At 56.0% G+C, this 14,650-nt stretch carries 13 protein-coding genes and 3 tRNA genes; 9 read left to right on the top strand and 7 right to left on the bottom strand.

The window, feature by feature from the left end:
- The first annotated feature begins 3 nt into the window (after window positions 1-3).
- From ACR0J7_RS00970 to ACR0J7_RS00960, 3 genes are all read left to right on the top strand, one after another.
- On the top strand, window positions 4-1,044 hold the full coding sequence (locus ACR0J7_RS00970) for a 3-hydroxyisobutyryl-CoA hydrolase (RefSeq protein ID WP_480913024.1): 1,041 nt from the start codon (window positions 4-6) through the stop codon (window positions 1,042-1,044).
- A 3-nt stretch (window positions 1,045-1,047) separates the two neighbouring features.
- Window positions 1,048-1,920: a 3-hydroxyisobutyrate dehydrogenase gene (mmsB, locus tag ACR0J7_RS00965; RefSeq protein ID WP_480564941.1), complete on the top strand. Its 873-nt coding sequence runs from the start codon at window positions 1,048-1,050 to the stop codon at window positions 1,918-1,920.
- Between the two features lie 107 nt (window positions 1,921-2,027).
- Window positions 2,028-2,351, top strand: coding sequence for a hypothetical protein (locus tag ACR0J7_RS00960; RefSeq protein WP_209504052.1), 324 nt, complete (start codon window positions 2,028-2,030; stop codon window positions 2,349-2,351).
- Between the two features lie 16 nt (window positions 2,352-2,367).
- Here the strand turns inward: ACR0J7_RS00960 and uvrA are convergent, their stop codons facing one another.
- The 3 genes from uvrA to ACR0J7_RS00945 form a co-directional block, all read right to left on the bottom strand.
- Window positions 2,368-5,226: an excinuclease ABC subunit UvrA gene (uvrA, locus tag ACR0J7_RS00955; RefSeq protein ID WP_480564944.1), complete on the bottom strand. Its 2,859-nt coding sequence runs from the start codon at window positions 5,224-5,226 to the stop codon at window positions 2,368-2,370.
- Window positions 5,227-5,402: 176 nt separating this feature from the next.
- Window positions 5,403-5,479, bottom strand: a tRNA-Asp gene (locus tag ACR0J7_RS00950).
- Between the two features lie 45 nt (window positions 5,480-5,524).
- Window positions 5,525-5,601, bottom strand: a tRNA-Asp gene (locus ACR0J7_RS00945).
- Between the two features lie 181 nt (window positions 5,602-5,782).
- On the opposite strand from ACR0J7_RS00945, the gene ACR0J7_RS00940 reads away from it, so the two are divergent.
- A tRNA-Val gene (locus ACR0J7_RS00940) sits at window positions 5,783-5,857 on the top strand.
- Window positions 5,858-5,995: 138 nt separating this feature from the next.
- Here ACR0J7_RS00940 and lon read toward each other — a convergent pair.
- The 3 genes from lon to ACR0J7_RS00925 all read right to left on the bottom strand — a co-directional run bounded on the left by lon (window position 5,996) and on the right by ACR0J7_RS00925 (window position 10,789).
- The gene (gene lon, locus ACR0J7_RS00935; RefSeq protein ID WP_480485761.1) at window positions 5,996-8,404 is read right to left on the bottom strand and encodes an endopeptidase La; all 2,409 of its coding nucleotides are present in this window, start codon (window positions 8,402-8,404) and stop codon (window positions 5,996-5,998) included.
- A gap of 279 nt (window positions 8,405-8,683) precedes the next feature.
- Window positions 8,684-9,814, bottom strand: a complete 1,131-nt coding sequence (tgt, locus tag ACR0J7_RS00930; protein WP_480913021.1) for a tRNA guanosine(34) transglycosylase Tgt — start codon at window positions 9,812-9,814, stop codon at window positions 8,684-8,686.
- A 63-nt stretch (window positions 9,815-9,877) separates the two neighbouring features.
- Window positions 9,878-10,789, bottom strand: a complete 912-nt coding sequence (locus ACR0J7_RS00925; protein WP_480564947.1) for a nucleoside hydrolase — start codon at window positions 10,787-10,789, stop codon at window positions 9,878-9,880.
- A gap of 175 nt (window positions 10,790-10,964) precedes the next feature.
- Here ACR0J7_RS00925 and ACR0J7_RS00920 point away from each other — a divergent pair, with 175 nt between their 5' ends.
- The 3 genes from ACR0J7_RS00920 (at window position 10,965) to ACR0J7_RS00910 (ending at window position 12,590) form a co-directional block, all read left to right on the top strand.
- Window positions 10,965-11,855: an SPFH domain-containing protein gene (locus ACR0J7_RS00920; protein ID WP_480472533.1), complete on the top strand. Its 891-nt coding sequence runs from the start codon at window positions 10,965-10,967 to the stop codon at window positions 11,853-11,855.
- Window positions 11,855-12,133 carry an NfeD family protein gene (locus ACR0J7_RS00915; protein ID WP_480505339.1) on the top strand — a complete coding sequence of 93 codons (279 nt, stop codon included), beginning with the start codon at window positions 11,855-11,857 and terminating at the stop codon, window positions 12,131-12,133. The genes ACR0J7_RS00920 and ACR0J7_RS00915 overlap by 1 nt, the downstream gene beginning before the upstream one ends.
- A gap of 94 nt (window positions 12,134-12,227) precedes the next feature.
- A complete protein-coding gene (locus tag ACR0J7_RS00910) occupies window positions 12,228-12,590 on the top strand; it encodes an SUF system Fe-S cluster assembly protein (RefSeq protein WP_480481125.1) in 363 nt (120 codons plus the stop codon).
- A 229-nt stretch (window positions 12,591-12,819) separates the two neighbouring features.
- Here ACR0J7_RS00910 and ACR0J7_RS00905 read toward each other — a convergent pair whose 3' ends face one another.
- The gene (locus ACR0J7_RS00905) at window positions 12,820-13,161 is read right to left on the bottom strand and encodes a hypothetical protein (protein WP_480485770.1); all 342 of its coding nucleotides are present in this window, start codon (window positions 13,159-13,161) and stop codon (window positions 12,820-12,822) included.
- Between the two features lie 217 nt (window positions 13,162-13,378).
- Here ACR0J7_RS00905 and ACR0J7_RS00900 point away from each other — a divergent pair, with 217 nt between their 5' ends.
- Together ACR0J7_RS00900 and tpiA are read left to right on the top strand one after the other, a co-directional pair.
- Window positions 13,379-13,744 carry a HesB/IscA family protein gene (locus tag ACR0J7_RS00900; RefSeq protein WP_480481127.1) on the top strand — a complete coding sequence of 122 codons (366 nt, stop codon included), beginning with the start codon at window positions 13,379-13,381 and terminating at the stop codon, window positions 13,742-13,744.
- Between the two features lie 149 nt (window positions 13,745-13,893).
- Complete coding sequence (gene tpiA / locus ACR0J7_RS00895) at window positions 13,894-14,643, top strand: triose-phosphate isomerase (protein ID WP_480537770.1); 750 nt, start codon at window positions 13,894-13,896, stop codon at window positions 14,641-14,643.
- The last annotated feature ends 7 nt before the right edge of the window (window positions 14,644-14,650 follow it).

The raw sequence follows: 14,650 nt of genomic DNA, 5'->3' as shown, positions 1-14,650 counted from the left end.
CCCATGTCAGATATCGATATCCGCACCACAGGCCGTGCCGGGCGTATCACCCTGACCCGTCCTCATGCGCTGAACGCGATGACATATGACATGTGCATGGCTATCGACACAGCGCTGCGCAACTGGCGCGAGGACGATGAGATTGACCTGATCATCCTGGACGCCGAAGGGGAAAAGGCCTTCTGCGCGGGCGGTGATATTGCTGAACTTTATGAAACTGGAACCAAGGGCGATTTTTCTTACGGTCAGATATTCTGGCGTGACGAATACCGTCTGAATGCCCTGATCTTCGAATATCCAAAACCGGTCATCAGCTTTCTTCAGGGATTCGCGATGGGCGGCGGTGTTGGCATCGGATGCCATGGCAGCCATCGAGTTGTGGGAGAAAGCGCAAAGATTGCCATGCCAGAATGCTCCATCGGACTGGTGCCGGATGTCGGCGGCTCGTTGATGCTGGCCCTTGCACCTGGACGCGCGGGTGAGTTTCTGGGAACAACGGGCTATCGGATGGGGCCTGCGGATGCGATCTATGCAGGGTTTGCCGACCTTTTCATCCCGCAATCACAATGGTCCGATCTGATCGAGTTGCTCGAAGCCTCTGGAAACGCTGAACTGTTGGCTGACCACGCCGATACACCGACTGATGGTGAATTGGCGAACTTGCAGGCCCAAATCGATCAGCATTTTTCCGGTGAAACCCTTGGCGACGTTCTGAACAGTCTGCGCAGCGACGACAGTGAGTTTTCGGCGAAAACTCTGGGCATGCTGAGGAAAAACGCACCGCTTTCCGTGGCTTGCACAATCGAGGTTCTTCATCGCCTGCGCTCCCCTTCTCTGACCATACGCCGAGCTCTGGAGATGGAGTATCGTTTCACCCACCGCGCGATGGAGCATGGCGATTTTCTGGAAGGCATCCGCGCGCAGATCATCGACAAGGATCGCAACCCGAACTGGCAGTTTCCTGACATGAACGTCCCTCTGGTTACCGTGTCGAAAATGCTTCAGCCCCTGGGTGCGGACGCCCTGACTTTCGAAGAGGATTAAGAGATGCAAATCGGTTTCATCGGACTGGGAAACATGGGCGCGCCAATGGCAGCCAATCTTGCAAAAGCCGGTCATAAAGTACTTGGCTTTGATACAGCAGGCGTGACGGTTGACGGGGTTACTCAAGCCGCAACCGCTTCGGAAGCTGTTGCAGCGGCCGATGCTGTCATCACGATGCTGCCAAACGGTGCGATTCTGAGGGCCGTTGCGGATCAGATCATTCCTGCAATGGCACAAGGTGCCGTGCTAATCGATTGCTCGACAGTTGATGTGGAAAGCGCGCGGGCAGTTGCGGATCAGGCCATCAGTGCCGGACTGTTGTCCGTAGACGCGCCAGTTTCTGGCGGCATCGGAGGTGCGGCGGCTGGCACGCTGACCTTCATGGCTGGCGGATCAGAGGCCGCGTTTGCCAAGGCATCCCCCCTGTTCGATATCATGGGGCAGAAAGCTGTTCACTGTGGTGAGGCCGGTGCCGGTCAAGCTGCCAAGATCTGCAATAACATGATCCTTGGTGTCACTATGATTGCAACCTGTGAAGCCTTCGCATTGGCCGACAAACTGGGTTTGGACCGGCAAAAGATGTTTGACGTGGTAAGTACGTCGTCCGGATACAGCTGGACAATGAACGCCTATTGCCCTGCCCCCGGTGTCGGCCCGCAAAGCCCTGCGGACAATGGGTATGCCCCCGGATTCGCGGCTGAGCTGATGCTGAAGGACCTGCGCCTCAGCCAGCAGGCGGCTGAGAGTGCAGATGCAGATACGCCAATGGGTCAGGTTGCCACCGCGCTTTATGAGCAATTTGTCGAGAACGAAGATGGCAAGGGACGCGATTTCAGTGCCATGCTGCCACGGTTTGAAAAGCGCAGGCGTGACTAAGACAACTGGCGGCATCTTGCCCAACGATTTGACAGATCTTGGGCAAGCGACCATCTAGGCAGTCATGAACAAAAGGCCCGGCTGGCCAAATCGCAAAGGAAGGCGACATGACGAGATTTTTGGTAACGACGGCAACTCTGGCGGCTTTGGCCCTTTCCCCGGTTGCCGCGGTTGCAAAAAACAAGGCCGGGCATTGCCCTCCGGGTCTGGCCAAGAAATCCGTTCCCTGTGTGCCGCCGGGTCAGGCAAAGAAAATCTATCGCGATGGTGACTTCATTACCAACGATTACCGCTGGATCAATGACCCTTATCGCTATGGGTTGAACCGAAACTACTCATATGTCCGTGCAGGTGACTACGTGTACCGGGTCGACCCCGAGACACGCAAAGTATTGAACCTGATCGGCGCGATCGCAGATATCCTGAACTGAGTCCGCGTCTGGGCACTTATTCCGCCGCGACACGCGCCCCTTTCAGCATCGGCTTCAGGTATCGCCCGGTGTGGCTGCGTTCAACATCGGCTATGTCTTCCGGTGTTCCGGTGGCGACAATTTCGCCACCGCCATCACCACCTTCAGGTCCAATGTCGATGATATGATCCGCGGTTTTAACCACGTCCAGATTATGTTCAATCACTACGACCGTATTGCCTTGATCGACAAGTTCGTGCAGCACTTCCAACAGCTTGCGAACATCTTCGAAATGCAGACCTGTTGTCGGTTCGTCGAGAATATAGAGCGTACGTCCGGTTGAACGTTTCGACAGTTCCTTTGACAGCTTCACCCGCTGCGCCTCGCCACCTGACAACGTCGTGGCTTGTTGACCCACCTTGATATAGCCAAGACCCACACGCGCAAGGGCGTCCATCTTGTCCCGGATTGAGGGCACGGCCTTGAAGAACTCCTGCGCATCTTCCACTGTCATATCAAGCACATCCGCGATGGATTTACCCTTGAACTTGATCTCAAGCGTTTCGCGGTTATACCGCGCGCCTTTGCAGGTTTCGCAAGTCACATAGACGTCCGGCAGAAAGTGCATCTCGATCTTGATGACACCGTCACCTTGACACGCCTCACACCGCCCGCCTTTGACGTTAAAGCTGAAGCGACCGGGTTTGTACCCGCGTGCCTTAGCCTCGGGCAGACCGGCAAACCAATCTCGGATCGGGGTAAAGGCCCCGGTGTAAGTCGCCGGGTTTGAACGCGGCGTTCGCCCAATGGGGCGCTGGTCGATGTCGATGACCTTATCGAGGTGCTCCAGCCCCTTGATGGTTTCACAGGGTGCTGGTGTCTGACGTGCCCCGTTCAGCCGCATTGACGCGGTTTTGAACAATGTCTCAATCGTGAGGGTGGATTTACCCCCGCCCGACACACCGGTGACACAAACAAATTTGCCCAAGGGGAATTCGGCTGTGACATTCTTCAGGTTGTTGCCCGTGGCCTTGACCACCGTGACTTTCTGCTTCTTCCCCTTCCGACGCTGCACCGGAACCGCGATTTCACGCGTTCCTGCCAGGTACTGCCCGGTAATGGAGGCCGCATCTGCCGCGATTTCCGCAGGCGTTCCGTGACTGACCACCTGACCGCCATGCACACCTGCCCCCGGACCGATGTCGAAAACATAGTCAGCCTCGCGGATGGCTTCCTCGTCATGTTCTACAACGATCACCGTATTGCCCTGATCCCTCAGGTTCTTGAGCGTATCCAGAAGCCGGTCATTGTCACGCTGATGCAGTCCGATCGAAGGCTCATCCAGCACATAGAGGACCCCGGTCAGCCCCGAGCCGATCTGACTGGCCAGACGAATACGCTGGCTTTCGCCTCCTGACAGCGTTCCGCTTGAACGGGACAGCGTAAGGTATTCCAAACCAACGTTATTCAGGAAACCAAGTCGCTCGCGAATTTCCTTGAGGATGGCGCGGGCAATTTCGTTTTTCTGGGCGCTCAGGTGGTTGGGCGCATCTTCGATCCACGCCAAAGCCTCACGGATCGACATCTGCACCACCTGCCCCACATGCAGCCCGGCGATCTTAACCGCCAGCGCTTCGGCCCGCAGCCTGTAGCCTTCGCAGGCGCCGCAGGGGCGATTGTTTTGATATCGTTCAAATTCCTCACGAATCCACGCGCTGTCAGTTTCGCGGTACCGCCGTTCCATATTCGGGATCACGCCTTCAAAACTGCGGGTCACTTGATAGACGCGCCCGCCTTCGTCGTACCGGAACAGAATTTCATCATCCCCGGACCCACGCAGAAAGACCTCCTGCACATTTTTCGGCAGGTCTTTCCAGGGCGTGTTCTTGTCAAACTCGTAATGGCGCGCGATGGCCTCGATGGTTTGCAGGAAATATGGTGATTTGCCCTTTCGCCATGGGGCCAAAGCACCATCGTAGAGTTTCAGAGTCTGGTCCGGCACCACCAAGCGTTCATCGAAAAACAACTCGACCCCAAGACCGTCACAATCCGGGCAGGCACCGAATGGCGCGTTGAACGAAAACAGGCGTGGTTCGATTTCGGGAATGGTGAAACCGCTGACCGGGCAGGCAAAATTCTCACTGAATGTGATGCGTTCCGGATCACCCTCGCGCGGGGCAGTTTCCAATATGGCAATCCCGTCCGCCAAGTCCAGAGCGGTGCGCAAGCTGTCGGCCAGGCGCGTTTCCATTCCTTCCCGTACAACCAGTCTATCAACAACCACATCGATATCGTGACGGAATTTCTTATCCAATACAGGCGGTTGATCAAGTTCGTAAAACTCTCCGTCCACCTTGACGCGCTGGAAACCCTGTTTGCGCAGCTCCAGGAATTCTTTTTTGTACTCACCCTTCCGGTCGCGCACGATGGGGGCCAGAAGATAGCCGCGTGTGCCGTCTTCCATTGCCATGATCCGGTCGACCATGTCCTGCACTTGCTGCGCCTCAATCGGCTGCCCGGTGGCCGGGCTGTAGGGCGTTCCGGCGCGCGCAAACAACAGACGCAGATAGTCATAGATTTCGGTTACCGTGCCCACAGTTGAACGCGGGTTCTTGGACGTCGTCTTTTGTTCAATCGAAATTGCCGGAGACAGGCCGCTGATATGGTCGACATCCGGCTTTTCCATCATATCCAGGAATTGCCGGGCATAGGCCGAAAGGCTTTCGACATACCGGCGCTGGCCTTCTGCATAGATGGTGTCAAACGCCAATGAGGACTTCCCCGAACCCGACAGTCCGGTGATGACCACCAACTGATCCCGAGGGATATCAACGTCTATACCTTTGAGGTTATGTTCGCGCGCGCCGCGCACCTCGATATTCTTCAGCTCAGCCATATGCGGCCCCCAACAAACAAGTGGTTAAGAGATAGGCGAGCCAGACCAAGACTCCAACAGAAAAGTTAGAACATTTAGTGAACAGTCGAAATTTCGCCGATTAGAACCTGCAATGATCAATGGATTGGAAAAGGTGCCCGTAAAGGCGCAACCGTTGATCTGCTTGAGGATGAAAATGGCGCGGTTGACGGGGCTCGAACCCGCGACCCCCGGCGTGACAGGCCGGTACTCTAACCAACTGAGCTACAACCGCGCATCTATTTTCGTGGCCTTTTGCCTGGACCAAGGTTGGCAGCGGTGGCGCGGTTGACGGGGCTCGAACCCGCGACCCCCGGCGTGACAGGCCGGTACTCTAACCAACTGAGCTACAACCGCCCGCTGCATGTTCATTGCTGAACGTTTGGGTGTATTATGGCTACGCTCGGGCAGCGTCAAGCGGCGTTTTCAAGTTTTTTGTCAGATTCCAGAATTTTGTATACGGCGCGATTTTTTGCGGATGCCGCAGGTTCTATTTCCCTTGCAGCCAACCTTCGGGAAAGATATCACCCCGTCCCATGGGTGATTAGCTCAGTGGTAGAGCGCTTCGTTCACATCGAAGATGTCAGCGGTTCAAATCCGTTATCACCCACCATTTTCCAGAGCACACCGATGCCCAAAATGAAACGCTGGTTTCATGCAGCGTCTTGGCGCTGCATGGTGCGGTCTTCACTACATCCCTCAACAAAAAAGGCGAAGCTATTGCTTCGCCTTTTGTTGACCCACCAAAGACTTAATGCGCGGTCGCGGAAGGTCCGGTATTACCGGGCGACGCGGCAGCCGCTGCTGCGGCCTCTTCCGCGGCTTCGTCCCATTCGATCGGTTCCGGTTTACGCACCAAAGCATGTTCCAGAACTTCCGAGACATGTTTGACCGGGATGATCTTCAGCCCTTCTTTGACGTTGTCCGGGATATCCGCCAGATCCTTTTCATTCTCTTCCGGGATCAAAACGGTCTTTATCCCACCACGCAACGCGGCCAGCAGTTTTTCTTTCAAACCACCAATCGGCATCGCATTCCCGCGCAGTGAGACTTCGCCGGTCATAGCAATGTCTTTCCGAACCGGAATACCGGTCAGAACCGAGACAATCGACGTGACCATGGCCAGACCAGCCGATGGGCCATCCTTGGGTGTCGCGCCATCCGGCACGTGAACGTGAATGTCGATCTTGTCAAACTGCGGCGGCTTTACCCCGATCTGAGGTGAAATCGAACGCACATAGGACGAAGCGGCGTCGATGGATTCCTTCATCACATCGCCCAGCTTACCGGTCGTCTTCATCCGCCCTTTGCCGGGCAGTTTCAACGCTTCGATATGCAACAGGTCGCCACCCACTGACGTCCAGGCAAGACCGGTGACAACACCAACCTGATCGTCCTGCTCGGCCAGGCCATAACGGAATTTCGGCACACCCAGGAAATCTTGCAGGTTTTCGGGTGTGACCTTAACGGTTTCCGCGTCCTTCTTGATGATCTTGGTCAGCGACTTGCGCGCAACCTTGGCGATTTCACGTTCAAGGTTCCGTACGCCCGCCTCGCGGGTATAGGTGCGGATGATCTTCTGCAGTGCTTCGTCGGTCAGCTCGAACTCCTTGGCTTTCAAACCATGGTTCTTGACCTGTTTGCTGATCAGGTGCTGCTTGGCGATCTCGCGCTTTTCGTCCTCGGTGTAACCGGCCAACGGGATGATCTCCATCCGGTCAAGCAAAGGCCCAGGCATGTTGTAGCTGTTCGACGTGGTCAGGAACATCACGTTGGACAGGTCATATTCAACCTCAAGATAATGGTCCATGAACGTGTTGTTCTGCTCCGGGTCCAGCACCTCAAGCATTGCCGATGCCGGATCACCCCGAAAATCCTGCCCCATCTTGTCGATTTCATCCAACAAAATCAGCGGATTCGTGGTTTTCGCCTTCTTCAGCGCCTGGATGATCTTGCCGGGCATCGAGCCAATGTAAGTCCGACGATGGCCCCGGATTTCGGATTCGTCACGTACACCACCCAATGAGATGCGAATGAACTCGCGCCCGGTTGCCTTCGCAACCGACTTACCCAGCGAGGTCTTGCCCACGCCCGGAGGGCCGACAAGGCACAAAATCGGCCCTTTCAACTTTTTCGAGCGCTGCTGAACCGCAAGGTATTCAACGATCCGTTCCTTGACCTTCTCAAGCCCATAATGGTCGGCGTCCAGAATCTCCTGCGCGCGGCCCAGATCCTTTTTGACACGGGACTTGGTGCCCCAAGGCAGAGCAAGAATCCAATCCAGATAGTTGCGCACGACTGTGGCTTCGGCCGACATGGGCGACATGTTCTTGAGCTTCTTAAGCTCACCCTCGGCCTTTTCCCGCGCTTCTTTCGACAGCTTGGTCTCGGCAATTTTGGCTTCCAGTTCAGCAACTTCGTTGCTGCCGTCCTCACCATCGCCAAGTTCCTTCTGAATGGCCTTCATCTGCTCATTCAGATAATATTCACGCTGCGTCTTCTCCATCTGGGATTTGACGCGGGTCTTGATCTTCTTCTCGACCTGCAGAACAGACATCTCGCCCTGCATCAGGCCATAGACCTTCTCAAGCCGCTCGCTGACGCTGAGAGTTTCCAGAAGCTCCTGCTTTTGTTCGACTTCGATGCCCAGATGCCCCGACACAAGGTCGGCCAGCTTCGCAGGCTCGGTTGTATCGCCCACTGCGGTCAGTGCCTCTTCGGGGATGTTCTTGCGCACTTTGGCGTAACGCTCGAACTCGTCCGCGACAGTGCGCAACAGTGCTTCGGTCGTGGTGACGTCGCCGGGAATTTCGGTCAGGTATTCCGCGCGGGCTTCGAAGAACTCTTCGTTCTCCAGAAACTCGGTGATCTGAACGCGCGCCTGCCCTTCGACCAGCACTTTTACCGTGCCATCGGGCAGCTTCAGCAGTTGCAGCACATTTGCCAGAACGCCGGTGCGGTAGATGCCTTCTTCATCAGGGTCGTCAACGCCGGGATCGACCTGGCTGGACAACAAAATTTGCTTGTCGTCCTGCATCACCTCTTCCAGCGCGCGGACCGATTTGTCACGGCCTACGAAAAGCGGAACGATCATATGTGGGAACACCACAATATCGCGCAGCGGCAGGACGGGGTAGGAGGAATTCAGAGGCTCTTGCATGCTCTATCCTTATCGTTGGCAAGACGGTACTTGTCCCTCATCGAGGCAACATTTGACCGTCTCCTGTCTTGGACGATAAAGGTGGGGCCTCATCGCCCATTTTCAACCTTACCGCCATGTATCACCAATCAGAATGAACCGAGGTTTGGCGGACTGCAAGGCGTGCCGGGAACATATCCACCAAAATAGTAGAATACGCCCCGGTCTTGCGCGATCAGTCGCCAGAAAACAGCCCTGCTGTGCAGAATTGCCCGTTTTCGCCTTAGAGGGGGCAAAACATCACAGCGGTTCGATATCCCCCTGCGCGCGCTGCGCGTGGAAATCGGCTTGCCAGACTTCGAACGCGCCCGCGGCAATCGCGTCGCGCATGCCGGCCATGATCTCCTGAAAATAATGCAGGTTATGCCATGTCAGCAACATGCCGGAAATCATCTCATTCGCACGGAACACGTGGTGCAGGTAAGCGCGGGAATAATTCGAACAAGCCGGGCAAGTGCAGCGTTCGTCCAGCGGCCGCGGATCGTCTGCGTGACGGGCATTCTTGATGTTCACCACACCGTAACGGGTGAAAACCTGCCCTGTACGCCCGGACCGCGAGGGCAACACACAGTCCATCATGTCGATCCCGCGGGCAACAGCACCGACGATATCGTCGGGTTTGCCAACGCCCATCAGATAGCGCGGCTTGTCCGATGGCAGGAAATCGGGGGCATAATCGAGGCAAGAGAACATGGCCTCCTGCCCTTCGCCGACGGCCAGGCCACCAACTGCGTAGCCTTCGAAACCGATAGATTTCAACGCCTCGGCGCTTTCTTCGCGCAGGTCTTTTTCCAGCCCACCCTGCATGATGCCAAACAGCGCATGCCCCGGACGATCGCCAAACGCATCGCGCGACCGTCCGGCCCAACGCATCGACAGGCGCATCGACTCGGCAATGCGGTCACGATCCGCTGGCAGCGCAGGGCATTCATCGAAACACATGACAATATCCGAGCCCAACAGGCGCTGGATCTCCATCGACCGTTCCGGCGTCAATTCGTGCTTTGACCCGTCAATATGGGATTTGAAGGTTACGCCCTTTTCAGTCAGCTTGCGCAAACCGGACAGCGACATGACCTGAAATCCGCCGGAATCTGTCAGAATGGGCCGATCCCAGTTCATGAACTTGTGCAGTCCACCCAGTCGATCAATACGCTCAGCGGTCGGACGCAGCATCAGGTGATAGGTGTTCCCCAGCAGGATGTCTGCCCCCGTCGCGCGAACGCTTTCCGGCATCATCGCCTTGACCGTTGCCGCAGTGCCAACCGGCATAAAGGCAGGCGTTCGCACGTCGCCGCGCGGTGTGCTGATCACACCGGTCCGGGCTTTGCCGTCTGTGGCTTTCAGATCAAAAGAAAACTGTTGGGTCATGTCATCGCCTCGGGTCGCCGAACCGGGCAGGCTTTGCCCGATCCGTTCGGTCTTTGCAACCCGTCAGGGTAGCGAGGCAACACGGTCTGTAAACAGTTGAACAACCCCTGCCCCATCCACGTCGCGGCAGACCCGAACTGCGGGACGTTCCGGATCAGGTCGCGTCGCACCCTTCTGGTCGCCTTCGGTGACAACCCGCAGACCCGTTTCGACCATGTCAAACATAGCACCATGAGAACAAGCAATCACAGCCGTCGAATCGTGCAGGCCGCAGCCCTCCAGACCACCGACGTCCTTGTAGAACTTCAGGTAAAAGCGAGAGATATCTCGCAGAAAGGACCCCATGTCAGGTGATCGCATTGCCAGGCTTTCGAAATCTGCAGTCTCGTAGAGCGTTTTCAGCGTGACATCCAAGCCGACCAGTACGGTTTCCGGCGGTGTGGCAAAGACCTCTTCAGCGGCAATCGCATCATGATAGATGTTGGCCTCGGCATGTACTGTAATATTACCAGGGCAGTACACCGCCCCGCCCATGATCACCAAACGCCCCAGATTGTCGGCGAATTCCGGATCCAGACGAATGGCGTTGGCGATGTTGGTCAGGGGGCCCACGGCGCACACCACCAGCTCTTTCTTGTGGGTTCGCGCCATATCAACCAGAAATTCAGCAGCTGGCAGGGCGTGGTTGCTTCCAATTTCGGGAATTTCAGTCAGGTCACCGAATCCTTCGGGACCATGCACATGTTCGGAGGGCGAATGCGTATCGGCACCCAGGGCAACCGCAGCCCCTTCCGCGACAGGCAGATCCAGACCCAGCTTATCAAGCAGGAACCGGGCATTGCGGCTGGATTGGTGAACATGCGTGTTTCCGAACACGGTGGTCAGGCCGATCAGCTCGATCTCGGGCGCTGCGGCGGCATAGGCGATTGCCATGGCATCATCGATGCCAGGATCTGTATCGATTATCATTTTCATCCAAGCCCGATATCGCAAACAATCAGGGATGCAAAGCGGTCACAGCACTAATTTTCAATGCCGCGTTTCACTATCTGGGCATTTGCATGACGCTGCTTTCCCCTCATACCAGAGTTGAAATCGGGCGACTCAATCGCCACATGTATACTATAGTACACAACAATAAGAGGACAGAATGACCGAAGACCAAATCATCGGATTGCTTTCGTCGAACATCATTTACCTGCTGGCAGCAGTGCTGGTAATTGTTATCATTTTCAAAGGCATCAAGATTGTACCACAGTCCGAAAAATATGTGGTTGAACGGTTTGGGCGCCTGCATTCCGTGCTTGGCCCCGGCATCAACTTTATTGTTCCGCTACTGGACATTGCGCGTCACAAGATATCGATCCTGGAACGCCAGCTGCCAAACGCGACGCAGGACGCAATCACCAAGGACAACGTTCTGGTGCAGATCGATACATCGGTCTTCTACCGTATTCTCGAACCTGAAAAGACGGTTTACCGGATTCGCGATGTAGATGGCGCGATTGCCACCACTGTCGCCGGGATCGTTCGCGCCGAGATTGGTAAGATGGATCTGGATGAGGTTCAGTCGAACCGGTCCCAACTGATCACGCGTATTCAGGAAAGCGTTGAAACAGCTGTCGATGACTGGGGCATCGAAGTCACCCGCGCCGAGATTCTGGACGTAAATCTGGATCAGGCCACCCGTGACGCCATGCTTCAACAGCTGAACGCCGAACGCGCCCGTCGTGCGCAGGTGACAGAAGCCGAGGGCAAGAAGCGCGCAGTCGAGCTGCATGCCGACGCCGAGCTTTATGCGGCGGAACAAACCGCCAAGGCGCGGCGCATTCAGGCCGAAGCCGAAGCTTATGCCACAGGTGTGGTCGCCAAGGCCATTCAGGATAACGGCATAGAAGCGGCCCAGTATCAGGTTGCCTTGAAGCAGGTTGAAGCCCTGAATGCGCTTGGAAACGGTACTGGCAAGCAAACTATTGTTGTGCCTGCCAACGCACTGGAAGCCTTTGGTGATGCATTCAAAATGCTAAAAGGAGGAAAATGATGGCAGACCCATTCTGGTTGACCTGGTGGATCTGGCTCGCCGCCGCATTGGCGCTGGGTATCCTTGAGATTGTCCTGCCAGGGTTCATTTTTCTGGGCTTTGCAATCGGAGCCGCAGTCACGGGCCTTATCCTTGCCGTATCCGGAATGGCTCTGTCTTTGAACGTGTTGGCGCTGATCTTTGCAGTGATGTCACTGATTGCGTGGCTTGTTTTGCGGAAACTGTTTGCGTTGCCGAACGGTCAGGTCAAAACTTTCAACCACGACATCAACGACTAAATTGCCGCGGCGCCCCAATCGGCGCCGCCGCCCTACTGGACCCTGTTGCTCCTATTCCCTATATAATCGCTCAGGCAACTGACCCGAGGCAAAGATGACTCACCCGAGCGAACAGTTTGAAGGCACACCGCTGATTGCGCCGTCAACCATTGAGCACCCCCTGTACGAGCCCGTGGTCGAGGCGTGTCGCACGGTCTACGATCCGGAAATCCCGGTGAACATCTATGACCTCGGCCTGATCTACACGATCGACATTTCCTCGGACAACGCCGTGAAGGTGATCATGACACTGACAGCACCCGGTTGCCCTGTTGCCGGCGACATGCCCGGATGGATCATGGAAGCGATCGAGCCTGTTGCAGGCATCAAAGAGGTTGACGTGGAACTGACCTGGGAGCCGCCCTGGGGTATGGAGATGATGTCAGACGAAGCACGTCTGGAACTGGGATTTATGTAGGCACCTGCCACAGTTTCCCGGGTATTTGTCACAAAACATTGGCGTTTTTGTTACCTGCTCGTGCTGTCCCTGTCACAATGATGCAGGAAAAGACCTGTGGACGGCACCAATCAGTGTCGCCTCGGGCCAGACATGATTTGACCGCCCCCCGAGTTCCGGCCCCGAAACACGGACCGTTCTTGCCCGAGAACGGTCCTTTTTCTTATCCAAACCACCGAACGTCGGGTAATCAGTTAAAATTGCAGGTCTTTTTGATCTCCGCAGATCTGGCGTCAAGTTGATTGATGTAGTCGCCCGACAGCATTTGCAGCCGTTTGTGTTCCGTTCCTGTGACCAGCCCCAAAAGTGCCCCGGCAGGAGTAATGGCGGCAACACTTTCCAACTGTTGGTCCTGCGCGTGCTTTTTCTCGGCCGCGATGGCGCGCAAATCGCCCTCGGCGGTCGCGCAGTTTACTGGATGCCTCTCTCCATCATTGGTGGCCGCCGCATCATCCGGAACAAACAGAAGAACTGCAATGGTAAGCACCGCGCGCATCAAGATCGAATTAACAATCGCCTGTAAATCATTCACAATAATATCCTTTCCGATAGTATATCAAAGCAAACCGAATTAACGGCTGACCAACTTGAACCCATTCAGTTCCACGGTCTCACAGTTGGATATCTTCAGCGAACCCATTCTGAATGCCGGGTTGTTTCATCCGGATAAAACTCTTTATAACACACCGTCTTGAGCCTTGACCTCCTGAGCCCTAAATTAAACGCAACGCGCGACAACGGAGACTTACATGTTCGGCATTCCCGGCAAACAGGCTGTGACCATGACACCTAAAGCCGCAGAACAAATCACCCGCCTGATGAACTCGGGTGGCCACGCTGGCTTGCGCATTGGCGTCAAGAAAGGCGGCTGTGCAGGCATGGAATACACCATGGAATATGTCGATCAGGCTGATCCGCATGATGAAGTTGTCGAACAGGATGGAGCACGCGTCATGATCGCGCCAATGGCGCAGATGTTCCTGTTCGGGACTGAAATCGATTACGAGGTGTCGTTGCTGGAATCAGGTTTCAAGTTCAGGAACCCGAATGTTGTCGACGCCTGCGGTTGCGGTGAATCCATTAAATTCGATGAAAGCATCACGCAGCAATCCTAGTTTGCGCCGGATAATCCCGTGACACGGGCCCGCCCGAACGCCGTGTTGTCGATCAAAGCGCGTGAACCCACCCGATCCGTGGAATTGTAAGATCGCGTCGACAATGCTATCCGCATCCTAAATCATCGAATGATCAGGGAGATACGGGTATGCGGCGCAGGCTTGCGGCAGGAAACTGGAAAATGAACGGAACCGGTGCTGCGCTGAGCGAGCTTGAAGCACTGTGCAAGTCTCACCCAGACGCTTCGGTCGATATACTCATCTGCCCTCCGGCAACATTGCTCAGCCGTGCCGCAGACACCGTACGCGGGTCAGCAGTCACCGTTGGTGGGCAGGATTGTCACGCGGCAAGCGCGGGCGCGCATACAGGCGATATCAGCGCCGAGATGCTGCTGGACGCGGGCGCGACGTCAGTCATCCTGGGTCATTCCGAACGTCGCGTAGACCATGAAGAGCATGACGAGGATATACGCGCCAAGGCCCGTGCAGCGATGGACGCGGGGTTAAAAGCGATCATTTGCGTAGGCGAAAGTCTGGAGCAACGCGAGGCGGCCAACACGCTCGACATAATCGGCGGTCAGATGTCGGGGTCGATCCCGGATCAGGCAACCGGCGAGAACCTGATCATTGCTTATGAGCCGATCTGGGCCATCGGCACCGGCAAGGTTCCGACGCTTGATGAGATTGGGGAAGTTCACGACTTCATCCGCGCCCGGCTAGAGCGCCGCTTTGGCGAAGGTGTGGGCCGCTCTGTCCGTCTTCTGTATGGTGGGTCGGTCAAACCCTCCAACGCGGCGGAGATCTTTGCGGTTTCAAATGTCGATGGTGCGCTTGTGGGTGGCGCCAGCCTGAAGGCCGGGGATTTCACGGGCATTATTCAGGCGCTGGAGAGCGTCTAGGATTCGC

The organism is Ruegeria sp. O4 (genome assembly GCF_056535125.1).
This window is presented reverse-complemented; position numbering and strand designations above follow the sequence as displayed.